We start from the raw sequence: 22,130 nt of genomic DNA on the forward strand, positions 1-22,130 counted from the left end.
CATGGACGACTTTCTATACCAGGCTTCGATCTATCTGGCAGCGGCAGTCATTGCCGTTCCCCTGTCTGCCAGACTGGGGTTGGGATCTGTGCTGGGCTATCTTGCAGCCGGGATCATAATCGGACCCGTACTGGGGTTAGTCGGAGCGGAAACCGAAAATCTTCAGCATGTGGCCGAATTTGGCGTGGTGATGATGCTGTTTCTCATTGGTCTGGAACTGGAGCCACGCGCCTTATGGGATATGCGCGACAAGCTATTAGGTCTGGGCGGTTTGCAGGTGTTGCTGTCGACAGTCGCGATTGCTGCCGTGGCCATGTACGCCAACCACCCCTGGTCGGTTGCCCTGGCGGTGGGTTTGACCCTTTCGCTTTCCTCGACTGCGATCGTTCTTCAAACCCTGTCAGAAAAAGGCCTGATGCAGACAAACGGCGGCCGCGCGACATTTTCGGTTCTGTTGACGCAGGACATCGCGGTGATCCCAATTCTGGCTTTGTTGCCACTGCTGGCGCTGCCCGCCATGCCGCGTTTCCAAGCAGATGGATCGATTGACCGGGGGGCCGGAGGATCACATGGTGCAGGCGATCACAGTTTGTCGCTGGTTGAAGGGCTGCCGGGCTGGGCCGTTACCCTTGTCACAATCGGCGCGGTGGTGTTTGTCATTCTGGCCGGTGTCTACCTGACAAGACCGTTGTTTCGTTTCATCCACGCAACCCGTCTGCGCGAGATGTACACTGCACTGGCGCTGATGATCGTCGTGGGCATTTCGTTTCTGATGACACTGGTCGGCCTGTCACCTGCCTTGGGCGCGTTTCTGGCAGGCGTTGTTCTGGCCAGTTCTGAATTCAGACATGAAATGGAAAGTGACCTTGAACCGTTCAAAGGGTTGTTTCTGGGGCTGTTTTTCATCACGGTCGGGGCCGGAATAGACTTTGGGTATTTCTTCAACGACCCGCTGGACCTGATTGGACTGGCGCTGCTTGTGATACTTGCCAAGGGGATCATCCTATTTCTGGTGGGCAAGGCCTTCAAACTGCGGGGGCGCGATCACTGGTTGTTCACCCTAGGGTTGGCGCAGGCTGGTGAGTTCGGATTTGTCCTGCTGGCATTTTCGACGAAACAGAATGTCATCCCGCCCGACCTGTCGCAAAAGCTGCTGATGATCGTTGCTCTGACGATGTTGATCACACCTCTTCTTTTCATCGTCTACGATGCGTTGTCGCGGAAGATTGGCGATTCCGCGGCCAGCCCCGAACCGGACGTGATCGACGAAAAGGGCCCCGTTATCATCGCCGGCATTGGTCGATTTGGTCAGATCGTCAACCGGCTGGTACGGGCCAGCGGTTTCAAGACAGTCGTTCTGGACCACAATATTGAAACGATTCAGCTGATGCGCCGATTTGGTGTCAAAGGCTTTCTGGGCGATCCCACTCGACCGGAACTGTTGCGCGCGGCGGGATTGGACAAAGCATCCGTTCTTGTCGCCGTTATGGATGATCACAAGCAAGTCACGCGGCTTGTCAGCTATGCCAGACGGCAGCGTCCTGACCTGCACATCATCGCCCGCGCCCGCGACCGGACCCATGTGTACGAGTTGTATCAGGCGGGTGCCAATGACATCGTCCGGGAAATGTTCGACAGTTCGCTGCGCGCAGGTCGCTATGTTCTGGAGAATATCGGACTGAGTGAATACGAAGCAGCCCAGGCCGAGCAGACGTTTTACCACCATGACAGGAAGGCGGTGCGCGATCTGGCCGAGCTTTGGGTCCCAGGATTGCCAATCGCCGAAAACAGGAAATATATCGAACGTTCTCAGGCACTGGAAAAGGATCTGGAAACCGCGCTGCTGGAACTGGCTGAAGAGCACGCCAAGAAATCGGCCTGACCCAAGCCTTTGCCCGGGTCAGGTGCGAGTTCAGCCGTCAGAAACCCCAGCTTCGGCAAAGGTTGCCATACCGGAATGACAGGCGACCGCGCTTTTCAGAATGTTGATCGCCAACGCCCCGCCAGACCCTTCGCCCAACCGCAGGCCAAGGCTCAGCAACGGCTCTTTACCCAATTTTGCCAGCACGGCACCATGGGCTGCTTCGGCGCTTTGGTGGCCTGCCACAGCATGATCCAGCGCACCATCCGACAGCTTCCACAAGCAGGCTGCGGCAGCCGAACAGATGAACCCGTCCAGGATCACCGGGATGCGCAACACCCGCGCGGCAGCAATCGCGCCCGCCATTGCAGCAATCTCGCGCCCGCCAAGACAGCGCAGGATGTCCAGACCATCATCTGACGCGTGTTTGGCGACTCCCTCGGCCACGACACGGGTTTTGTTGGCCAGACCGGCGTCATCCACACCGGTTCCGCGCCCTGTCCAATCGGACGCGTCGCCACCAAACAGCGCGCAGGCAATAGCCGCAGCCGGGGTGGTGTTGCCAATCCCCATTTCGCCGACCACCAAAAGATCGGATTGCGGATCAACGGCCTGCCAGCCAGTGCGCAACGCGGCCAGCAATTCATCCTCTGTCATGGCGGGGGTTTGGGTGAAATCCGCGGTCGGCTTGTCCAGATCCAGCGCGTGAACATCCATCTTCGCGCCTGCCGCCCTTGCCAACTGATTTATCGCCGCCCCGCCATGTTCGAAATTCATCACCATCTGCACGGTTACTTCCGGTGGAAAGGCCGAAACACCCTGCGCGGTAACACCGTGATTTCCGGCAAACACAATGACCTGAGGCGCGCTGATCTGTGGACGGGCGTCCCCTCGCCATCCTGCATACCAGACCGCAAGATCCTCAAGCCGACCAAGCGCGCCGGGGGGTTTGGTCAATTGTCCGTTTCGCTCGGCCGCGCCCTGCACCGCAGCAGCATCCGGGCCCGGCGCCCCCGCCAGGACAGCACGGAACGTGTTCAAATCATTCAGTTCAGGCAGCATGAAAGCCTCATTGCATCAGAGTGGTCCTGCGTGTTTAACCGAAGGATCGAAACCAACAAGACCCCGAAAGGCACGGGCGTGCATAAAAACGACACCAAACCGTTTTCCCTGTGGGATGTTCCGCTGGCCCTGGTGCTGTTGACCCGCCTGCCCCTGCCCCGTTTGCCCAAAGCCGTGTTTGCCCGGCAGGCACAATCGGTATGGGCATTTCCACTGGTTGGGCTGGTCGTTGGCGGGCTGGCATGCCTGACCGGTTGGCTGTCGATGAGGCTTCAACTGCCCCCGTTTGTGGCAGCCTCGTTGCTGGTCGCGGTACTGGTCCTGTTGACGGGCGCTATGCACGAGGATGGTTTGGCCGACACGTTCGACGGGCTTTGGGGCGGTTTCACCCCTGAACGGCGGCTGGAGATCATGAAGGACAGCCAGATTGGAACGTACGGCGTGCTTGCCTTGATGATCTCGCAGATTTTACGAATCTCGGCGATTTCCACCATGCTGGCTGTTGGTCCGATCTGGATGGTTGTTGCAGCTTGCGTATTTTCCCGCGCCCTGATGCCAGCACTAATGGTTCTTCTTCCAAACGCCAGAAAGTCGGGCCTGAGCCATTCAGTTGGCACCCCCGGCGCAGGATCAGCCTTTATCGCAGTGGGCATCGCGATTCTGGTCGCTTACAGCTTGTGCGGAAGTCTGGCGCTTAACGCGATAGTCTGCGCGGCTTTGATCGTTGCTGTTTTGGGGCTCGTCGCGAAGACCAAGATCGGCGGTCAAACCGGAGATATTCTGGGCGCGTCGCAGCAATTGGCAGAGATCACGTTTCTGCTTGCCCTCAGCGCCCAGATCTAAGACGCGCCCCCAGTTTCAATTCGCAATGTATCGCCGCAATGTTTGCAATGCACGGCGTCGGGGTCGTGCCGGTACAGCCCGCAACTGGGGCATTTGTGACGGACCCTTCTGTGGCGCGAAAATTGCCTGCGCCAGCCGGACGAACAGGGCCACACCAACGACCATAATAAAGACGGAAAACATTTTGCCGCCCGGTGTGACCAAAGTGATGTCGCCAAACCCGGTCGTGGTGAGCGTCGCCATGGTAAAATACAGCGCATCTATGTAAGGCGTTTGCGCGTCTTCGGGGATAAAAAACACCAAAACGGCCGTCGAGGTGGCAAAGACAAAGACCAGCAGGTTGATCGCCGCGATAACAGCGTCCTCATGCGTGCGGAAAAAACGGCTGTCGCGCCGCAGATCCCAGAGCAGATGATAGGAATGAATCAGACGCAGGGCACGTAAAATCCGCAGGAAAGCGAGGTTGCCTGTCAAAAACGGATCAAGCACCAGCGAGAGGACGACCACGATATCCGCCACTGTGTAGATCTGGCGCAAAAATCTCCAACGGTCTTTTGAAATCCAGAGACGCGCAGAGAAATCCAGAAAAATCAGCACACCGACCAGTTGGCTTGCAACGGTCAAGCCCGGCCCGTGCGGGATGTGGGCCGTCCCGACAAAGAAAATGATTGTCGCCACGTCAAACAGGATCAGTGCATACCTAAACCAGACCGAAACAGGGTCGTGTCCGATATACAGGTATTTCACAGTCTGCTTCATGTCTGTCCGGTAATCCGCTGCATATACAGTGAAATTAGCGCCACTTAAACAAATCACCAAGCCACGAAAAAGGCCGCCCCAAATTTGGAACGGCCCGTTTTGTCAAAGTACCTTCAATCAGGCAGCGCGTGAGGTCAGAACTTCGTCCACCTGCTTGGCAGCTGACACCTCACCAGCGCCTGAAACAGCCGCGACCTCACGGGTCAGACGTTCCAAGGCGGCTTCATATAGCTGACGCTCGGAATAGCTCTGCTCGCGCTGGTCATCGGTGCGGTGCAGGTCACGGACCACTTCGGCGATCGAGATCAGGTCACCCGAGTTGATCTTCTGTTCATATTCCTGCGCACGGCGGGACCACATGGCGCGTTTCACCTTGGCCTTGCCTTTCAGCGTTTTCATCGCCTGGCTGATCACATCGGGCGAGCTAAGCGACCGCAAACCGGATTCGGTTACCTTGTTGGTCGGCACGCGCAGCGTCATCTTGTCTTTCTCAAATGAGATGACGAACAGCTCAAGCGAGAATCCCGCGACATCCTGTTCCTCGATCGAGATAATCTGGCCCACGCCATGGGCGGGGTAGACAACATAGTCGTTCGGGCGGAACTCGAGCTTTTTCGACTTTGTCATTCAGTTTCTTCCTTGCTTGCGGACGGGACACGGACAACAAAAGCACCACATGCGGGGACTGTCTCAGCCCCGTCAGGCGGCGATATTGTCACAAATTCAGAACTCCAAAGTGAGCATACTTACGGAGCGCATCCCAATCTCGGTCATCATGTAGGTATAGTATATCACAAATTTACGACGCCCGAAAGTTTACCTTACGGGAATTTATCATATTCAACCTGCATTCAACAGGTTGTGCCGCGGTCTTTATGCCAAAACAGGCCGCTTGGAACGAATCACTCAGCCGCCTTCGCCGGGCGCTTCCGAGAAATACTTCTCCATCTTGCCCTCTTCACCGTCACGCTCCTCCGCATCTGGCAGCGGGTCTTTCTTGGTGACGATCACCGGCCATTGTTCGGAATACTTGCGATTGAACTCAACCCACTCCTCCATACCCGGCTCGGTATCGGGGCGGATCGCGTCGGCGGGGCACTCGGGCTCGCACACGCCGCAGTCAATGCATTCGTCAGGATGGATGACCAGCGTATTTTCACCTTCGTAGAAACAGTCCACCGGACACACTTCGACACAGTCGGTGTATTTGCAGGCGATACAGTTTTCGGTGACTACATAGGTCATGGTCGGATTCCTGTTTGCGGTTTGAGCGACTAGCTAATTCAGTCTGGCCCGCTCTTCAAGACAGGATCAGTGATCTTCCGGGCGAGAAAGACCAATAGCGCGTCGATCTTTCTTGGTTGGTCGACCTTTTCCCTCGAAACCCGGATTTACAGGAGGCGCTTCCTGCTTTTCGGTCATATCAAAGTACAGCGTTTGCGCCTCGGGCGCCGGACCGCGGCGTTCCCCCAGTTTTTCCACACGTATAACGCGGACAATGCGGCCCTGCGAGAAGGTCAGAACGTCACCGGGGGCCACGGTCTGCGCCGGTTTCAGCACCCGGTTTCCATTCAGCCGGACATGGCCACCACTGACCTGTTTGGCGGCAAGGCTGCGGGTCTTGAAGAACCGCGCCTGCCACAACCATTTGTCAATTCGCAGTTTGGCCTCGGCCATCTTGCGTCAATTGCCGTCCTTCAGACCCATAAGCGCTGCGGCGAACGGGTTGTCGGGATCAATGGCCTTTTCCTTTTTCGGTGGCCGTGACGAGAAGGTCTTGGCCCCCTGCGGCTTGCCGCCCTTCTTGCCGTGCGGTTTGCCACGGCCGTCCTGCGGTTTGCCCCGTGGTTTCCCCTTGCCCTGCCCCGGCTCGCGGCGCGGGCCACGGTTCGGCTGGCGCTGACGACCCCAGGTGAAGGTGTAAAACACTTCAACCTCGGGTTCATCCGACGCAGGTTCCGCAACCTGACCCTCTGCGACGACCTCTGCCGCCGCCTCGGTGCTTTCGGTGGCCTCGGCTGTCGCCTCGGCGGGCGCGGCGACCTCTTCTGAGGCCGCGTCAGGTGCTGGCGTCTCATCGATAACGGCTTGTTCAGCCGCCTCGGTCACAGGCTGCTCTGCCGGTGCCGGTTTGACCTTGCCACGCTCGCCGCGCTCGGCTTTGTAGCCGAGCCCCTGCATCAGGTCTGCAAACTGTTCAAGCGTCATGCCAGTGATCGACAGCATATCCGGCTTGGCTTCGAACCCGCCGCGGCTGTCTTCCGCACGAAGCATGTCCGCCAGACGTTCCAGCATATCGATACGGATCGATCGGTCGCCCGCATCGCGGTAGCCGCACATGGTATCGTAACCTTGCGGTGCATCTTTGGCGACCGGTACTGTTACCAACCCCGGAGGGGGTGCTTCGGGGAATTCCTGCAAACCGCCATACAGCGCCCATAGCACCAGGCGCAGACGCGTCGGTGCGGGCTTCAGCAAGAGCGGCATGAAGATGGTGAACTGGCCAAACCGGATACCATGCTTGCGCAAGGCGCCGCGGGCGTCCTGATCCAGATCCTTGACCTCTTGCGCGACACCGGCGCGCGGAAGAACACCCAGCGCCTCGACCATGCGGAAAGCAAACCCTTTCGCCAGACCATTGAGTTCCTCGTCGCGCGACAGATTCAGCAACGGCTCGAACAGCGCAGCGATCTTGCGGTCGATGAAATGCTGCAACCGGCGCCGCACCTTCTGTTCAACATCCGGACCGGCGGCCTCATCCACAAAAACCTCGACCAAGGGCTTGAGAGGTTCGGCCCCGGCAACCAATTTGCCAACGGCATATTCGCCCCACATCAGGCCACCCTGATCGGTGAAATCAATTTCGGTATCGGGCGCATTGTAGAAGCGATCGGCACGCAGATGGAATTGCGGCGCGAGTGCTTGCAGGGATGCCGATTTGAGCGCTTTCGCCTCGGTTCCTTGCGCGCTTTTGTCCGGGCTGAACCGGAACCCTTCCAGACGACCGACGAATTCGCCTTCGACGGTCACTTCACCCTTGTCATTTACTTCGGCCAAAAGGGCCTCCTTCTGTTTGAGCCGCCGCAACAAAACCGATGTACGCCGGTCCACAAATCTTTGAGTCAGTCGCTCATGTAGTGCGTCAGACAGTCTGTCTTCTACAGTGCGCGTTTCGTCACGCCAATGTGATTCGTCACGCACCCAACCGTTTCGTTGCGCAACATATGTCCAGGTGCGAATATATGCCAACCTTTTGGATAACGCATCGATATCCCCATGGGTTTGGTCAATCCGCCGTATCTGCCGGGCCATGAAATCATCAGGAATACTGCCGCGTTCGTGCAGGTGGCCATAGATCACTTCCAGAAGGCTGGCGTGCTCTGCATGGCTGATGCCGCGAAAATCAGGGATTCTGCACACATCCCACAGCAATCGGATGGATGGACCGTCACTTGCGCGGGCGGCAATCTCGGCCTGTTGTGACAGCGATTTCAACACATTCAGGTCATCAGCAGGGCGGGCTTTGATCAGGTGTTCGTCACTCGGGCTGACCTCAAGCGAGCTGATCAGCGCATCAATCGAACCAAACCGGAGAGCGGCATTCCGCCAGTTCAACTTTTTCATCGGCGTAAACCGGCTGTCCATGATTGCCTGGGCGACACCTTCGTCCAACGGCGGCGCCTCTCCGGTCACGCCAAAGGTGCCGTCCGACATGCCACGCCCGGCCCGGCCTGCGATCTGGGCCAGCTCATTCGGGGCCAGCGGGCGCATCCGCCGCCCGTCGAATTTGGTCAGGGATGAAAATGCAACGTGGTTTACATCCAGGTTCAGGCCCATGCCGATGGCATCTGTGGCAACCAGATAATCAACCTCGCCATTTTGATAAAGTTCCACCTGGGCATTCCGCGTCCGTGGGCTCAGGGCCCCCATGACCACCGCCGCGCCACCTTTCAGGCGGCGCAGAAGCTCCGCGATGGCATACACATTCTCAACCGAAAACCCGACAATAGCGCTGCGGGCCGGCATCCGGCTGAGTTTCTTCGAACCGGAATAGACCAGCTGCGACATCCGCTCGCGTCGGACAAACTGCGCCTCGGGCACCAGCGCTGCAATCGGGCCGCGCATCGTGTCAGAGCCAAGAAAAAGCGTCTCGTTTGTTCCGCGCGACCGAAGCAGGCGATCCGTAAAGACATGGCCGCGCTCGGGATCGGCACACAGCTGGATTTCATCAATCGCCACGAAATCCGCACCCATACCTTCGGGCATCGCCTCGACAGTGCAGACCCAATACTGGGTCCGGGGGGGTACGATCCGCTCTTCACCGGTGACAAGCGCAACAACCGACGGCCCGCGGATGGCGACGATCTTGTCATAGACCTCACGCGCAAGCAGACGCAGCGGCAGACCGATGACACCTGTGCGGTATCCCAGCATCCGTTCGATTGCGTAATGGGTTTTACCTGTGTTCGTAGGGCCCAATACGGCCACTATTCGGGATGACCCGCTCACCTTTGCCCCCTGCCCGGACCTTACAGCGCTGCGCCGTCGATCTGCGGCTTCAGTCGATTCACCGCATTGGTTACTTCTTCGTGGTGGGGATGTATAGCCAATGCCCGTGAATAGGCGTCGTAGGCTTTGTCGGGTTGTCCGATAATCTCAAAGATCAGGCCCAGACCATAGATTGCCTCGTAATTGTTGGGGTTCAGGGTCAGGGCATGTTCCAGATCGGCAGCGGCCATGCCAAACCGTTCGATCCCGAAAAAGGCCGAAGCGCGCAAATGCCAGCCTTCAGCAAAATCGGGCGCATGGTCCGTCAGGGCGGTCAGATGTTCCAGTGCCGCACCTACGTCGCCGTCATCCAACGCTTCACGGCCACGTTCCAACAACAGATCAGCCGATGCTGAACCGGACTGCGCCCACAGAGCTTGCAACTGCCGATCCAGAGCAATGGCCTGATCGGGCGTCGATTGGGCAAGTTTTTGCAGCAATTCGCCCTCGTCCCGTGAATCCGCCTGTTGCGCAAGGCAAGTGGAGGAAATCGTGACTAGGACAAAAAGTGCCGCGACGATACCTTTGAGATTGTGGATTGCAATGCTCATAACAATAGTCAGTGTAGCGTTGCGACCGGGGATGTCCATTCACGGCGCACTAACAATATGAGGAAAAACATGAGCGAGACACTTGAAAAGGCAGCCGCCGCTTTGAATGAAAAACTGGAAGGCGGCGCGTTTGATGCCTCGGCCAAGTTTGATATCGCCGACCTGGGGGCTATTGTCCTGGATTCCAACGGCGCGCGGGTCAGCGACGATGATGCTGATGTCACCCTAAGCGCGGATGCCGACACGTTCGAACAGATCCTCAGCGGTGAATTGAACCCGACAGGTGCGTTCATGTCCGGCAAGCTGAGCATTGATGGCGACATGGGTGTTGCCATGAAGCTGGCATCGGTACTGGCCTGATGGAGTTCTCGCCGGCCCCCTTGTTTGAAGACGTGGCCGGCAGCCCCGCCGGTGGAAAGGCCCACTGGTTGACGACGTCGGATCAAAAACGCATCCGCGTTGCTCACTGGCTTCCGGACGGAAAGGCACATGGCACTGTCATGATGTTTCCGGGACGCACGGAATACATTGAAAAATACGGCAATACTGCCAGCGAATTCGTAGAGCGTGGGTTCGCCATGCTGGCCGTCGACTGGCGCGGTCAGGGTCTTGCAGATCGGTTGCTGGACGATGCTCGGGTCGGACATGTCGATCAGTTCACCGATTACCAGCAGGACGTTCAGGTCACCCTGAAACTTGCAAGCGCGCTGGACCTGCCGAAACCATGGTACGTGGTCGGGCATTCGATGGGCGGTGCAATCGGGTTGCGTGCCGTCATCGAGAATGGCTGCTTTGCCGCGTGTGCCTTCACGGGCCCTATGTGGGGAATTTTCTTTACTCCGGTCATGAAACCCCTAAGCCGCGTGACAGCCTATTGGGGCACAGCACTTGGCCTGGGCGAGCGCACACCCCCCACCACGACGCTCAAAAGCTATGTTCTGTCGCAACCTTTCGAGGGAAACATGCTGACCCGCGACCCGGACATGTACCGGATGATGCAGGATCAGTTGAACGCACATCCTGAACTCGCGCTGGGTGCCCCTTCAAACCTGTGGCTGCGCGAGTCGCTGGACGAATGTGCATGGTTGATGGAACAGCCCGCCCCGAAAACTCCTTGCCTGACATTTTTGGGCAGCCATGAGCAAATTGTGGACCGCAAGGCAATTCGTGCGCGCATGGCCAATTGGCCCAACGGAGCGCTGATAGAAATTCCGGATGGTGAACACGAGGTGCTGATGGAAGCACCCGAGGTTCGAGGGCCTGTTCTGGACCAGATCGCGGCGCATTTTCTGGCCAACCAGGCCAATGGCGCTTCCAAGCTGGTTTCCTCGTAAACCTTTTCACCTTTGGGATTGGCCGCTTGTGATCCGGGCGCGCCAGCCCTAGATGTTTGCAAAAGCAGTCTACTAAAGGTGACCCATGCGCAACCTTCCCTTCCCTGTCCGTGACGCGAACGCAACCGGTGGTTCCGGCAATCTGGGCGATCTTCCGGAATGGGATCTGAGCGATCTCTATACCTCGGAAGACGCACCCGAATTAGCGCGCGATCTGGATTGGCTGGAAGGTGAATGTGCCGCGTTTGCTGCTGATTACGAAGGCAAGCTGGCCGGTCTGGAGGCCGCAGACCTGCTGACCTGTGTGCATCGCAACGAAAAGATCAACGCCATCGCCGGGCGTATCATGTCCTTTGCCGGTCTGCGCTATTATCAACTGACCACAGATGCAGAGCGCGCCAAATTCCTGTCGGATATGCAGGAAAAGATCACGATCTTCACCACTCCGCTGGTGTTCTTCACGCTCGAGATCAACCGGATCGAAGACGTTGTTCTGAAAGCGCAATTTGCGGCGAACACGGATCTCACCCGCTACGAACCTGTGTTCCGCCGCATCCGCGCAATGAAGCCCTATCAGCTGTCTGATGAACTGGAAAAGTTCCTTCATGATCTGGGGGTTGTCGGTGACGCCTGGGAGCGTCTGTTCGACGAAACGATTGCCGGACTGGCCTTTCATGTCGACGGTGAAGAACTGAACATCGAAGGCACCCTGAATCTGCTGACGGAACAGGACCGCGCGAAACGTGAGGCCGCGGCGCGTGAACTGGCTTCGGTCTTTCAGGACAATATCAAAACCTTTGCCCGCGTTCACAACACGCAGGCCAAAGAGAAAGAAATCGTCGACCGCTGGCGCAAGATGCCGACCGCTCAGACCGGGCGTCACCTGTCGAATGATGTCGAGCCCGAGGTGGTCGAGGCCCTGCGCGAGGCGGTCGTGGCCGCCTACCCCAAGCTGAGCCACCGCTACTATGAGCTGAAGCGCAAGTGGCTTGGACTGGACGTCATGCAGGTCTGGGACCGCAACGCGCCTCTGCCCATGGAAGACACGCGTATCGTGAATTGGGAAGAGGCCCAAAAGACGGTGATGAACGCGTATAATGCCTTTGACCCCCGGATGGGTGAAATCGCGGCGCCTTTCTTCTCAAAAGGATGGATCGACGCGGCGGTGAAACCGGGCAAAGCGCCGGGGGCCTTCGCACATCCGACAGTTACAGATGTCCACCCCTATGTGATGCTCAACTATCTGGGCAAACCGCGCGATGTGATGACGCTTGCCCATGAACTGGGTCACGGCGTCCATCAGGTGCTGGCCGCCGGTCAGGGCGAGATGCTGTCATCCACCCCGCTGACATTGGCGGAAACCGCCTCGGTCTTTGGTGAGATGCTGACATTCCGCAAGATGCTGGACCAGGCCGAAACCCCGGAACAGCGCAAGGTACTGCTGGCCGGCAAGGTCGAAGATATGATCAACACGGTGGTCCGCCAGATCGCCTTCTACGACTTTGAATGCAAGCTGCACGCCGCCCGACGTGAAGGCGAGCTGACCCCGGATGACATCAACGCCCTGTGGATGAGCGTTCAGGCCGAAAGCCTTGGCCCCGCATTTGAATTCATGGACGGGTACGAGACCTTCTGGGCTTACATCCCGCACTTCGTCCACTCGCCCTTCTACGTCTATGCCTACGCCTTCGGCGACGGCCTCGTGAACGCGCTTTATTCTGTTTACGAAAACGGCGCCGACGGGTTTGAGGACAATTATTTCGACATGCTGCGCGCTGGTGGATCAATGCACCACAAGGAATTGCTGGCCCCGTTCGGCCTGGACGCCAGCGATCCCAAGTTCTGGGACAAGGGCCTGTCGATGATCTCAGGCTTCATTGACGAACTGGAGGCGATGGAGGGCTGAGACGCCCTCGACAGAGGGTGGCGACATCTGCCTTGCTGAAATAACCTGCCATGCCTGGCAATGTCACGCCCAAGGGGCTCCTGAATGCCCGCTAAGCGGGACAAAGCCTCGTTTCTCTGCGATCGCACCAATGGCGGCTCAGGGTTGGCAGGGCAGAAACGTATGTTTTTTGACCAAGCTTCTCGGTGATTTAAGGCTGCTCGGCCCAAACCTTGTAGTCGAACAGGGCGCCGTCTTCTTTGGCAAACTGAACAGTTTCGCGAACATATGCGGCGGAACGTTGGGGATCGAAATGATTGAGCCAGTGTTCGGGGTCGTCGCCGATTGGGGCAGGCAAGATGCCGTAGCCGAAATTTCGCTTGACGGTCCCACCGGCTGCCTGTGCGACCTCCATTCTTGAAATGCCAAAGCCGCGCGTGGCAAGATATTCGTTGAAGTCCAGAAGCTCGGCTTCGGAAATCCATTCAGTGCCTGCCCCTGTTTGTGCCTGCTCTATCAGGTCTTCAAACCGTGTATTCATTGCTCCTCCAGAGGACGGATGATGTCGTCCGGTTGGTTCTTTTTGTGCCCAAGCGGCAGATTACGATTGCTTACAGCGAAGACGTTACCATCGGGGTCAAGAAGAACCCAATGGCCATCCTGGCCCGTCAACAGGGTCATATCCTGCCCCTTGTATCTGCCGCGCCCTTCAACGATACCACTCAGATCTGGACGAGGATTGGCGATGATCTCGTCAATTTGCTCAACATCGTGGCCTTTGAGGCCAATATATTCTCGCCTGCCCCCTTTGCCACCGTGGGGCAGAATTCTGTTGCCGCCAGGTGTCGTTGTGGCCCCAGGTCGGGCTTCGACAATATTCGGCCCCGCCTCTTCCGGGATCGGCGTTGAGACAATGTTGTCGGTCGGATCATCAGGAATTGGCGATCCGGTGTGGTTCGGCAGGCCAAGCTCTTCAATCGGATAGGTTTCAAGCCATTGCTCGACCCGTTCCGGAGTGAAGCCCGGCATTTGCCCCAAGCGGCGTTCATCCTCCGCAAGCTCAAGAAAGACTTCGACCCAGCCTTGCGCCAGTTCCCCATCCTGAAGCCGCAGTTCACCGCGCGCGAACGCTGCCCCGGCGGCTGCGATGAAATCCTGCAAAGCGCGCTGTTTCGCGGGATCACCGCCAACGCCCGTATCAAGAATGGTGCCGGGATTTGGCAACTCGTAAAGCGCTGCCGCTTCGGCCCCTATTCGTGCGAATTCGGGGGTCTTGGGCAGGACCGGATACTCGCCGGTGCTAATCCCTTCCTGCACGAGGGCATAGGCTGTCGCCGCCAGGCGACCTTCGACAGTTGTTACATCGACCCCCAGTCGCGCGCCAGCATCGTCCACGCGCCTATCACGCATGGCTTGCGTCCAGTTTTGCAGCGCATCAGACGCAAGAAGCGCCGCGCCGACGCCCGTCAGAGCGCGCAAGCCACGCATCGCCTCCGTCAGATCGAGAGTGGGGACACCATTTGCCGTGGGTGCAAAGTCAGCGAGTACCACATTGCTCTGAACGCCCGGCAACACTGGCTCGGCATAGCACCTGCAATTGTGTGCCTCGCCGGGATGCCCGCCCTCCGGTGGATTGTTCCAGCGGAAAACGCGGTCGTCATAGGCCGCATGGCTATCGCGCACCTTGGCATCATATCGCGAGCGCCAGATGTATTACTGAATCCCCAAGCTTTCCTGCCGAAGCCGATTTATTACTCCCGCAAAAGCCCGAACGAGACGTTCTTCCATGTCTGTGCGCAGTGGCCGCAACCGTTGCGGATGGTTTTGGTATTCGCCGAATATTCTCTCAAGGCGCGTGTCCCAGGCGTCGAGCGCTTCTGACTTTGCATCTGACACATCCTGCAATGCAGCTTCGGAGACAATTGGCACTGTGTCAGGCGGGGTCAGCGCGTTCAGAAGCATCCGAGTGTTTTCGGAGATCACCTGGTCGAGGCGTTCGCTGAAATCGGCCCGTAGAGCTGTGTAGTTAGGAAATGTCGACTTGAGCGATAATCCTACGCGGCGGCCAATCAGATGACCGTGTCGCTGCGCGATCTCGTACTTGCCGTCACCGCCGTGCCTTAAGAAGTGGCTGAAACTGTGTTGCATGGAATCTCTGAAAGCGTGCCGGAAATGTTCTATTCACAATTGGTAAAGAAAGCCCAAGACTACCGTTCGCAACTTTTTTGCGGAGAGCAACGCATCCTGCTTGCATTGGAGCCAGACATTCATGCACGACGCAGCATCCGACAAAATAGGCTCGAAGCAGCCGCACCTGAGATCACTTCAACTGGCTGTCTTTTGACCCACGCCGATTGACGCCGCCACGTGCCTTGAACGCACTATCGCGTTCCTGCTGGCAATCAAGGCACAGCTTCACGCCCGGCAAAGCAACGCGGCGTTTTTCAGGGATCGGCTCTTCGCATTCGGCGCAATGGGTCAGGCTTTCACCAACAGGCCGCTTTTGCGCCTGCATCCGCGCCAGTTCATCCGAAATCGACGCTTCGATCTGTTCGCTCACTGCGCCGTCGCGCGCCCAGCCTCCGGCCATGGGTCATCTCCTGCTAAACGTAAGCAAAAGGATAGCCGAGCCCGCGCGCAAAGGGCAAGTTACAGCGAAACTGCGCCCTCGAACACGCGGTCAATCACCTCTTGCGTCCCCTGAGAGAATTCCAGCGGACAGGGATATTCTGCCCCTTCCCTGACCGAGCGGCAAAAGGCCTCGACCTGAAGCTTGTAATGGTCTGCGCCGGGGAACCGGGTGACCAGCACCTCAAGCCCCGGACGATGCAACTCGACCCGGGCTTCACCAAACACTCGCGCATTAAACGGTGTAGTCAGGCGGATCAGGCCATTTTCCCCGTGAAACACCATTTCCTGATGGGGATGCATCCGAATGGACACGTAGCTTGAGTAGGTAAAACCGGGGAACTGCGCGCGAATTTCGGTGAAGATGTCGATATCATCCTGCCAACGGATGGCTGACTGTATCGCCACCGGTTCCTGCCCCGTTGCAAACCGGGCTCCGCCAATTACGTAAACACCGATGTCTCGCAATCCGCCGCCGCCCGTTTCAGCGCGGTTACGAATATTCTGGGTATCTGCCCGATTGTCGAAACTGAACGCTCCGGTTACGTGCACCAGATTGCCGATTGCACCATCCGCAATCAGTTTACGTGCCAGTTGCCACTGGGGGTGATGCACGATCATATACGCCTCGGCGGCAAGCAAGCCGCTTTCGTCGCGCTTTTGGATCAATGCGTCAAACTCGTCCGCCTTCATAGTCATCGGCTTTTCGCACAGCACATGCTTGCCGGCATCCAACGCTTTCAGGCTCCATTCCACATGAAGATGGTTGGGCAGTGGTATGTAGACCGCATCAATACCAGGGTCCGCCAACAGCGCATCATAGCTTTTGAACACGTTCAGATCGGGACAGAAAGACGAAAAAGGTTCAGCCTTTGCCGCATCTGACGTCGCCAGTGCAGCCAGTCGCGCCCCGTTGGCGGCATGTATCGCCGGTGCCATGTATTCACGCGCGAATTTCGCGGCACCTAACACGCCAAACTGAACCGGTTTTTGCATAACGCTCTCCATAGATGTTTGAACCCCAAAGGGTTCGTGACCCTGCGAGATCCGCAGGATCGACCTGTCACACCGTCATCGAAATGAAACGCGTCCTTGCAGTACCATAGCTTTGGCCCTGCGGCCATTCTTTTGGCTTCACAGTCTGGATAGCGGCCGTACGCGTTCAGCAGGAAATGATCTGTCAGGATGCGCCGGGCATGTGCGCGAAGAGGAGGTTTCTTCGCACAGATGAAAAACCAGCCCGCAGCTATTGCAGGCTGGTATTGTGGTCAGCTGACACCCAGCATCCCTTTTTCACGTGCCAGATCCCGCATTTTCTTTTGCAGCTTCTCGAACGCGCGAACTTCGATCTGACGGATCCGCTCGCGGCTGACATTGTATTGGGCGCTGAGGTCCTCCAGCGTAACCGGTTGATCCAGCAACCGGCGCTGGGTCAGGATGTCCTTTTCACGGTCGTTCAACACGTCCAGCGCCGCAGCAAGCAACTCGCGACGCGCTTCCAGTTCATCGCGCGCCTCATAATCTCCGGCCTGGTCGGCGTCTTCATCCTCAAGCCAGTCCTGCCATTGCATCGTGCCTTCGCCTTCGGACCCGACCGTGGCGTTCAGAGATGCGTCCCCGCCGGACATACGGCGGTTCATGCTGATGACTTCTTCTTCGGTCACGCCAAGATCATTGGCAATTTGCGCGACGTTTTCGGGGCGCAAGTCGCCCTCTTCCAGTGCACCGATGCGCGCCTTGGCTTTGCGCAGGTTGAAGAACAGTTTTTTCTGCGCCGAAGTTGTGCCCAGTTTCACCAGCGACCATGACCGCAGAATATATTCCTGAATCGAGGCGCGAATCCACCACATGGCATAGGTGGCCAGACGGAAACCCTTTTCAGGATCAAAACGTTTGACCGCCTGCATCAGGCCCACATTGGCTTCGGAAATCACTTCGGCTTGCGGCAGACCGTAGCCGCGATACCCCATGGCAATCTTGGCCGCCAGCCGCAGGTGCGATGTCACCATCTTATGCGCGGCTTCTGTGTCCTGCTCTTCAACCCAGCGCTTGGCCAGCATGTATTCTTCTTCCGGCTCAAGCAGGGGAAACTTGCGAATCTCCTGCATATAGCGGTTCAGGCCGCCCTCGGGCGTCGGCGCGGGGAGATTTGCGTAATTTGCCATTATGATGTCCCTCCGACAAATGTTTAAGTCTTTAACATAGGATATGGGTAAAGAACCCATCCTGTTCAAGAGGTGCTGCTAACAGTCTGAAATTAATCTTTCATGAAGGAAAGATAAGAAACTCTTACTCACAGGACTTTGCTTATTATGTCAGCGGTGCGCGAAGTGCGGCAATCAGGTTCTCCATGTCTTGCGGCAGTTCGGCTTCAAACCGCAGGTTTTCGCCGGTCACCGGGTGCTCGAACCCCAATACGGCGGCGTGAAGCGCCTGCCGGGGAAAGCCGTACACGCATTCGGCGGCGGCAGGCGTAAACGCCTTGGTCGCCAGTTTCCGCTTTCCACCATAGACCGGGTCACCGACAAGCCCATGCCCGGCATGGGCCATATGAACGCGGATCTGGTGCGTTCGCCCGGTCTCGAGCCAGCATTCGATCAAAGCCAGGCCAGCAGGCGTGCCAAATGTTTCAACAACCCGCGCGCGTGTCACCGCGTGGCGCCCGCCATGAAACAACACCGCCTGCCTTTGACGGTCGGTCTTGTGCCGCGCAAGCTGGGTGGTCACACGCATGATGTTTCCCGGTTCAAAGCTGACACCTTTGACGCCGCGCAAACGGGGATCACTTGCATCCGGAACCCCGTAACACACAGCGCGGTAATAGCGTTCGACACTATGTGCTGCGAATTGCTCGGCCAGCCCGTGATGTGCGGTGTCTGATTTGGCGACCACCAGAAGACCGCTGGTTTCCTTATCGATCCGGTGAACGATACCTGGGCGTTTCACCCCCCCAACACCTGACAAAGCGTCACCGCAATGGTGTAACAAGGCGTTGACCAGCGTACCCCCGGGCGAGCCCGGCGCGGGATGCACCACCATACCTGCTGGCTTGTTGACGACGATCACGTCTGCGTCTTCGAAAACAACCTCAAGCGGGATGTCTTCAGCACCGATATGGCTGTCTTCCGCTTCGGCTACAGTTATGGCGACCTGAGCCCCTTCGGACACCTTGGCCTTTGGGTCCTGCGTCCGGGTTCCGTCAATCCAAACCGCGCCATCCTCGATCAGGCGCGCCAGCCGCGTGCGCGACAGGTTTTCACCGTCTGGCACATCGCGGGAAAGCGCCTTATCAAGGCGAGGCGGCGGATCAGCCGCGATCTGAAACTCAATCTGGCGGGTGCCCATGACTGTCCCTTCCGAACCCCAAGAACCGCAGGAAACCCCGCAGCTGCGATTGCTGCGGCGAATGGTCATGCTGCTGACCGCGGTGATGATTGGCGGGGTTCTAGTGACATTCGCCCTGATTGTCATCCGCCTATCGGACCGCACACCTGCCTTGCCAGATCAGATCAACCTGCCCGACGGTGCCCGGGCACAGGCCCTGACCATCGGGTCCAACTGGTATGCGGTCGTGACCGACGACAACCGCGTCCTGATCTTTGACAAGACAACAGGAAAGCTGCGTCAGGAAATCGCCGTCGAGTAACCTGATCAGTTCGGGAACAGACGGGTGCCGACCCAGGCCTCACCCAACTGCACATCCAGTTCAGGCGTACGAATCTTGCGTTTTCCGCCAAACGGGCAGAGCGTAATTTCGCCAAGATATATCTTGTCGCCAATTACATAAAGGTCCACCCGCGCAAACTCGACACGTTGCCCAACCGCTTCGGCTATTGCGACCATATCGTCAAAGACCTCTGGCTTGGGCTCGGTGTCATCGCTTGTCTGGAAGTACAGCTCTTTCGGGATAAAGTTGAAATCCCGGTCGTGGATCATCTGCACATGCCCCCGAGAGCGGTCCCGGTCGACCTGAACAATCTGGACCTTTCCGGCGACAACCCAGAATTTCCAATCGATGATGTCCTGACCTTCAGCCACCAAATCTTCCTCGAGGAAATAGCGCGTGTCGATCGTGGAATACCACCATTCTGCCGTCCAAAACCCGTGGGGAATGGATCCATTGCTCCAGTTGGCAAGCTTTTCCTGGGCCAGGTTTCGGTCTTCTGCGTTCATTGGCCAGGTGATCCTGTGGTTTTGCCCCTGCCCGTTATTGCATTTGAGCCAATAGCTGCCCGGCTCGAGATCGAGGTCTTCCGGTAACTCTGGCGACGATGAATCCCAATAGCGCTTCACCGGTGTAACAAGGTTTCTGGCCGGTTCCGGGATGTAATTCTGCGCTGTGAAACTGTCTGCCATCGACACTTCAGGCATCTCGCCAAACATCTTCATGACCAGGAGTTTTTCTGTAAACGTCTTCGGCGCCGTCAAGTCTGGCAAACAGCGGTGCGTTTCAGAAAACCCAAAGATTGATAGCATCAGCGCATTCAGACGCGCCGGGTTGTTGGCAAAGTGATCCCACCCTTGCAGAAAGCCGTCGCGCGACTGACCCTGCACTCCGTAAAGACCACGATCTTGAATTCTGTCCAACTCGAGTTGCGCGAATTTGAGATACTCTTCCCGCCCGGATAACAACGCAATGGACATTAATCCGCCAGACGCCGCACTGATCTCTTCTTTCGTCGTCGGTAATTCAGGAAGCGCATCTGGGAAACTAACAGGTTTCGGCGCCCTTCTGCCGCCACGTGGCAGTGGTGCGTCGGTGGGTCGGATCCCCAAGCTGCGCAGCCTGCGGTCCAGGAATGAATAACGTTTTACACCCTTTGCAATCCACCAACGCATCCGCCGCCCCCATAGATGGACGGCCAGCGTTTCATCCTTGAGGTACTTATCGCGAAATTCCCGTGCATGAATGTCGTTTGCCTGACCCGTTTGCCGAAACGGCAAAGGGTAAAAGACCGGAGGTGGGCTGGCATGCTCTATCTCGCCATGATGCTGTAAAAACCATGTCATGACCTCGGGTCCATAAACACTGTGCGCCTGATCCGAGGCATGAGGCAACTCACCAGCCTTTTTCAGGCTTTCCAGCTTTTCGCGTTCCTCACCTTCTACCCACGGACGGATCGGGAATGGATCAAGGCTGTATTCCGTATATGCTTTCAAAGCAGGGCTATCGGATGGCAACCGCATGATCGCGTTGCAGATTGTGCTGCGATTGAAGAAACCAAACACGTGATCCGCTTTCGGGATAGGCTTCAAAGAAATCACATCCGTGTCGCACCAGAGGAAATCGGTTTTTTGCATCAGTTGCAGCCTGAAAATGTCAGATTGCGGAACCGGTGTTTTGAACTGGTTGTTCATGATGAACTGCTGCGGTTCGTGAATCTCATTCGCCGAAACCAGTTCGATACCTTCGGGTACATTTTCGACTTCGCCGTAGTGGAACAGCACGACCTTGTGCCCGTTGGACACAAAGGACAAAAGGCACATCTGTTCCAGAAAACTGAGAGGACCTTCCAACCAGAGCATTCCGATTGTGGGAAGAGTGCTTTCCGCAGCCATATGCTGTTTCTCCGAGGGCAAGTCTTTCAGGACTCGGGCAGATTTTCGCTGGAGGACGGTTGAGTGTCCGCCGAAAGGCGCGGGTGCAATCTGCGGTCTTTTGCAACAAATTCTACAGCCGGTTTATTAACAAGCGTCTGGTAAAGCGCGTTGTACTCCGGCTGTTTGAGAAGTTCTTCGATCAACGCCTTATGCCACAGGAATGCTTTTCGGTGCAGCCGCGCAAGCCGTCCGTCGGACTGAAACTCTGCTATCAGCGCGTCAACTTCGTCCTTGTACCTGAGGATCGTCTCATCCTTCGCGCCACCCCGGTTCCAGCGGTCCCAGTATTCCGTTCCCAGCGTCTGGGAAGAGTGGTTGGCCCGCCCTCGGCTGCGCTTGACCAGATAGGCCTGCGTCGACCGAACCGCGTAGTGGTTGATCTGGGCAATCTCAAATCCAAAAGGCGGTGCAACATGGTTCCCAAAGGGCGCGGGTTCTTTTGCGTGCCCGCCGGAAACGGACCGGAACACACCCGCCTGAAATTCTGACCTGGGATGCGGGTTATGCAAACCATAGCGGAGATAAATGTCATCCTGCCGGAACAGAGATTTGACAAACCGGCGCCCCGCCCCGCCCTGCTCATAATCCAACTCACCATCGAAAAACCGATGCGACACAGGCGCGTCGCGCAACACATGGCGACCGCTGTTCGAGAATATCTTCCAGGGAATCGAAATGACGTCCACGCCGGGTGTCGCCTCGATCAGGTCGTCCACCTTGTGGTTTCCGACGTGAATATTCAGAAACTCGTCTGCATCGCAGACATAGACCCATTTGGCCTCTTTCACAACGGGCAGACGGCGGGCTTGCCGCAGCGCAGATCTGTGAATACCGCCCGTGCCCACGCGGTTCCTGTGAAATTCAACATGCCCCAGGGCCTCAAGGCGGCGTAAAATTCCGTTCGTACCGTCCGTGCAATCGTTGGTGTAAACAATGATCCTGTCGAAGCCCAGCACCTTATGATGAGCGACCCATTCCAGAATATACGGGCCCTCATTTTTCATCGCAGAGATGAGGATTTTTTCAGGCTTGTTCATCGCTGCCATTCACCCCAGACG

Annotated in this window: 21 protein-coding genes and 1 pseudogene; 6 read left to right on the plus strand and 16 right to left on the minus strand. The window is 57.3% G+C overall.

Annotated features, from left to right (window positions below; all coding sequences use genetic code 11):
- The first annotated feature begins 1 nt into the window (after position 1).
- The gene (locus tag AC2FPW_RS06035; RefSeq protein WP_267364490.1) at positions 2–1,882 is read left to right on the plus strand and encodes a monovalent cation:proton antiporter-2 (CPA2) family protein; all 1,881 of its coding nucleotides are present in this window, start codon (positions 2–4) and stop codon (positions 1,880–1,882) included.
- A gap of 30 nt (positions 1,883–1,912) precedes the next feature.
- Here AC2FPW_RS06035 and cobT read toward each other — a convergent pair whose 3' ends face one another.
- Positions 1,913–2,923 (minus strand): nicotinate-nucleotide--dimethylbenzimidazole phosphoribosyltransferase, encoded by a 1,011-nt coding sequence (gene cobT / locus AC2FPW_RS06040; protein WP_209504204.1) that lies wholly within the window; start codon positions 2,921–2,923, stop codon positions 1,913–1,915.
- A 78-nt stretch (positions 2,924–3,001) separates the two neighbouring features.
- Between cobT and cobS the strand changes: the two genes are divergently transcribed.
- On the plus strand, positions 3,002–3,766 hold the full coding sequence (gene cobS / locus AC2FPW_RS06045; RefSeq protein ID WP_496812865.1) for an adenosylcobinamide-GDP ribazoletransferase: 765 nt from the start codon (positions 3,002–3,004) through the stop codon (positions 3,764–3,766).
- On the opposite strand, the pseudogene AC2FPW_RS06050 reads toward cobS, so the two are convergent.
- The 6 genes and pseudogenes from AC2FPW_RS06050 to AC2FPW_RS06075 form a co-directional block, all read right to left on the minus strand.
- Positions 3,763–4,525: pseudogene (locus tag AC2FPW_RS06050) on the minus strand (potassium channel family protein). The gene cobS and the pseudogene AC2FPW_RS06050 overlap by 4 nt on opposite strands.
- Positions 4,526–4,642: 117 nt before the next feature.
- Entirely contained in the window at positions 4,643–5,152 is a 510-nt protein-coding gene (locus tag AC2FPW_RS06055) for a CarD family transcriptional regulator (protein WP_209504207.1), read from the minus strand.
- A 279-nt stretch (positions 5,153–5,431) separates the two neighbouring features.
- The gene (gene fdxA / locus AC2FPW_RS06060) at positions 5,432–5,770 is read right to left on the minus strand and encodes a ferredoxin FdxA (protein WP_170616129.1); all 339 of its coding nucleotides are present in this window, start codon (positions 5,768–5,770) and stop codon (positions 5,432–5,434) included.
- A gap of 66 nt (positions 5,771–5,836) precedes the next feature.
- Complete coding sequence (locus AC2FPW_RS06065; RefSeq protein WP_496812866.1) at positions 5,837–6,202, minus strand: RNA-binding S4 domain-containing protein; 366 nt, start codon at positions 6,200–6,202, stop codon at positions 5,837–5,839.
- Between the two features lie 6 nt (positions 6,203–6,208).
- Positions 6,209–9,034, minus strand: a complete 2,826-nt coding sequence (locus AC2FPW_RS06070) for a helicase-related protein (RefSeq protein ID WP_496812867.1) — start codon at positions 9,032–9,034, stop codon at positions 6,209–6,211.
- Positions 9,035–9,054: 20 nt separating this feature from the next.
- Positions 9,055–9,624, minus strand: a complete 570-nt coding sequence (locus tag AC2FPW_RS06075; RefSeq protein WP_496812868.1) for a tetratricopeptide repeat protein — start codon at positions 9,622–9,624, stop codon at positions 9,055–9,057.
- 69 nt (positions 9,625–9,693) lie between these two features.
- On the opposite strand from AC2FPW_RS06075, the gene AC2FPW_RS06080 reads away from it, so the two are divergent.
- The 3 genes from AC2FPW_RS06080 (at position 9,694) to AC2FPW_RS06090 (ending at position 12,864) form a co-directional block, all read left to right on the plus strand.
- Positions 9,694–9,984, plus strand: coding sequence for an SCP2 sterol-binding domain-containing protein (locus tag AC2FPW_RS06080; RefSeq protein ID WP_209504212.1), 291 nt, complete (start codon positions 9,694–9,696; stop codon positions 9,982–9,984).
- Positions 9,984–10,958, plus strand: a complete 975-nt coding sequence (locus AC2FPW_RS06085; protein ID WP_496812869.1) for an alpha/beta hydrolase — start codon at positions 9,984–9,986, stop codon at positions 10,956–10,958. Before AC2FPW_RS06080 ends, AC2FPW_RS06085 begins: the two co-directional genes overlap by 1 nt.
- 85 nt (positions 10,959–11,043) lie before the next feature.
- On the plus strand, positions 11,044–12,864 hold the full coding sequence (locus tag AC2FPW_RS06090) for a M3 family oligoendopeptidase (protein WP_496812870.1): 1,821 nt from the start codon (positions 11,044–11,046) through the stop codon (positions 12,862–12,864).
- 190 nt (positions 12,865–13,054) lie between these two features.
- Here AC2FPW_RS06090 and AC2FPW_RS06095 read toward each other — a convergent pair whose 3' ends face one another.
- The 7 genes from AC2FPW_RS06095 to AC2FPW_RS06125 all read right to left on the minus strand — a co-directional run bounded on the left by AC2FPW_RS06095 (position 13,055) and on the right by AC2FPW_RS06125 (position 18,816).
- A complete protein-coding gene (locus tag AC2FPW_RS06095; RefSeq protein WP_480508082.1) occupies positions 13,055–13,384 on the minus strand; it encodes a hypothetical protein in 330 nt (109 codons plus the stop codon).
- Entirely contained in the window at positions 13,381–14,553 is a 1,173-nt protein-coding gene (locus AC2FPW_RS06100; RefSeq protein ID WP_496812984.1) for a phage minor head protein, read from the minus strand. The genes AC2FPW_RS06095 and AC2FPW_RS06100 overlap by 4 nt, the downstream gene beginning before the upstream one ends.
- Before the next feature lie 3 nt (positions 14,554–14,556).
- A complete protein-coding gene (locus AC2FPW_RS06105; protein ID WP_496812871.1) occupies positions 14,557–14,991 on the minus strand; it encodes a hypothetical protein in 435 nt (144 codons plus the stop codon).
- Between the two features lie 172 nt (positions 14,992–15,163).
- Positions 15,164–15,433: a DksA/TraR family C4-type zinc finger protein gene (locus AC2FPW_RS06110; protein ID WP_209504216.1), complete on the minus strand. Its 270-nt coding sequence runs from the start codon at positions 15,431–15,433 to the stop codon at positions 15,164–15,166.
- Positions 15,434–15,492: 59 nt separating this feature from the next.
- Positions 15,493–16,467, minus strand: coding sequence for a Gfo/Idh/MocA family protein (locus tag AC2FPW_RS06115; RefSeq protein ID WP_496812872.1), 975 nt, complete (start codon positions 16,465–16,467; stop codon positions 15,493–15,495).
- A 272-nt stretch (positions 16,468–16,739) separates the two neighbouring features.
- On the minus strand, positions 16,740–17,636 hold the full coding sequence (rpoH, locus tag AC2FPW_RS06120; RefSeq protein WP_267366971.1) for an RNA polymerase sigma factor RpoH: 897 nt from the start codon (positions 17,634–17,636) through the stop codon (positions 16,740–16,742).
- A 145-nt stretch (positions 17,637–17,781) separates the two neighbouring features.
- On the minus strand, positions 17,782–18,816 hold the full coding sequence (locus AC2FPW_RS06125) for an RluA family pseudouridine synthase (RefSeq protein ID WP_496812873.1): 1,035 nt from the start codon (positions 18,814–18,816) through the stop codon (positions 17,782–17,784).
- Between AC2FPW_RS06125 and AC2FPW_RS06130 the strand changes: the two genes are divergently transcribed.
- Positions 18,815–19,117 carry a DUF6476 family protein gene (locus AC2FPW_RS06130; RefSeq protein WP_480565221.1) on the plus strand — a complete coding sequence of 101 codons (303 nt, stop codon included), beginning with the start codon at positions 18,815–18,817 and terminating at the stop codon, positions 19,115–19,117. The two genes, AC2FPW_RS06125 and AC2FPW_RS06130, sit on opposite strands and share 2 nt — an antisense overlap.
- Positions 19,118–19,122: 5 nt before the next feature.
- Here the strand turns inward: AC2FPW_RS06130 and AC2FPW_RS06135 are convergent, their stop codons facing one another.
- Both AC2FPW_RS06135 and AC2FPW_RS06140 read right to left on the minus strand, forming a co-directional pair.
- On the minus strand, positions 19,123–21,030 hold the full coding sequence (locus AC2FPW_RS06135; RefSeq protein ID WP_496812874.1) for an ATP-grasp fold amidoligase family protein: 1,908 nt from the start codon (positions 21,028–21,030) through the stop codon (positions 19,123–19,125).
- Positions 21,031–21,056: 26 nt separating this feature from the next.
- A complete protein-coding gene (locus tag AC2FPW_RS06140) occupies positions 21,057–22,109 on the minus strand; it encodes a glycosyltransferase family 2 protein (protein WP_496812875.1) in 1,053 nt (350 codons plus the stop codon).
- Between the last annotated feature and the right edge of the window lie 21 nt (positions 22,110–22,130).

The organism is Ruegeria sp. SATB027 (genome assembly GCF_059613825.1).

What these genes read in the sequence shown, in the direction of transcription:
- AC2FPW_RS06130 (WP_480565221.1), top strand. Translation starts at nt 18,815, where the DNA reads ATGACTGTCCCTTCCGAACCCCAAGAACCGCAGGAAACCCCGCAGCTG.
- cobT (WP_209504204.1), bottom strand. Translation starts at nt 2,923, where the DNA reads ATGCTGCCTGAACTGAATGATTTGAACACGTTCCGTGCTGTCCTGGCG.
- AC2FPW_RS06080 (WP_209504212.1), top strand. Translation starts at nt 9,694, where the DNA reads ATGAGCGAGACACTTGAAAAGGCAGCCGCCGCTTTGAATGAAAAACTG.
- AC2FPW_RS06075 (WP_496812868.1), bottom strand. Translation starts at nt 9,624, where the DNA reads ATGAGCATTGCAATCCACAATCTCAAAGGTATCGTCGCGGCACTTTTT.
- AC2FPW_RS06065 (WP_496812866.1), bottom strand. Translation starts at nt 6,202, where the DNA reads ATGGCCGAGGCCAAACTGCGAATTGACAAATGGTTGTGGCAGGCGCGG.
- AC2FPW_RS06140 (WP_496812875.1), bottom strand. Translation starts at nt 22,109, where the DNA reads ATGAACAAGCCTGAAAAAATCCTCATCTCTGCGATGAAAAATGAGGGC.
- AC2FPW_RS06125 (WP_496812873.1), bottom strand. Translation starts at nt 18,816, where the DNA reads ATGGGCACCCGCCAGATTGAGTTTCAGATCGCGGCTGATCCGCCGCCT.
- fdxA (WP_170616129.1), bottom strand. Translation starts at nt 5,770, where the DNA reads ATGACCTATGTAGTCACCGAAAACTGTATCGCCTGCAAATACACCGAC.
- AC2FPW_RS06085 (WP_496812869.1), top strand. Translation starts at nt 9,984, where the DNA reads ATGGAGTTCTCGCCGGCCCCCTTGTTTGAAGACGTGGCCGGCAGCCCC.
- rpoH (WP_267366971.1), bottom strand. Translation starts at nt 17,636, where the DNA reads ATGGCAAATTACGCAAATCTCCCCGCGCCGACGCCCGAGGGCGGCCTG.
- AC2FPW_RS06090 (WP_496812870.1), top strand. Translation starts at nt 11,044, where the DNA reads ATGCGCAACCTTCCCTTCCCTGTCCGTGACGCGAACGCAACCGGTGGT.
- AC2FPW_RS06135 (WP_496812874.1), bottom strand. Translation starts at nt 21,030, where the DNA reads ATGGCTGCGGAAAGCACTCTTCCCACAATCGGAATGCTCTGGTTGGAA.
- AC2FPW_RS06115 (WP_496812872.1), bottom strand. Translation starts at nt 16,467, where the DNA reads ATGCAAAAACCGGTTCAGTTTGGCGTGTTAGGTGCCGCGAAATTCGCG.
- AC2FPW_RS06095 (WP_480508082.1), bottom strand. Translation starts at nt 13,384, where the DNA reads ATGAATACACGGTTTGAAGACCTGATAGAGCAGGCACAAACAGGGGCA.
- AC2FPW_RS06035 (WP_267364490.1), top strand. Translation starts at nt 2, where the DNA reads ATGGACGACTTTCTATACCAGGCTTCGATCTATCTGGCAGCGGCAGTC.
- AC2FPW_RS06110 (WP_209504216.1), bottom strand. Translation starts at nt 15,433, where the DNA reads ATGGCCGGAGGCTGGGCGCGCGACGGCGCAGTGAGCGAACAGATCGAA.
- AC2FPW_RS06055 (WP_209504207.1), bottom strand. Translation starts at nt 5,152, where the DNA reads ATGACAAAGTCGAAAAAGCTCGAGTTCCGCCCGAACGACTATGTTGTC.
- AC2FPW_RS06105 (WP_496812871.1), bottom strand. Translation starts at nt 14,991, where the DNA reads ATGCAACACAGTTTCAGCCACTTCTTAAGGCACGGCGGTGACGGCAAG.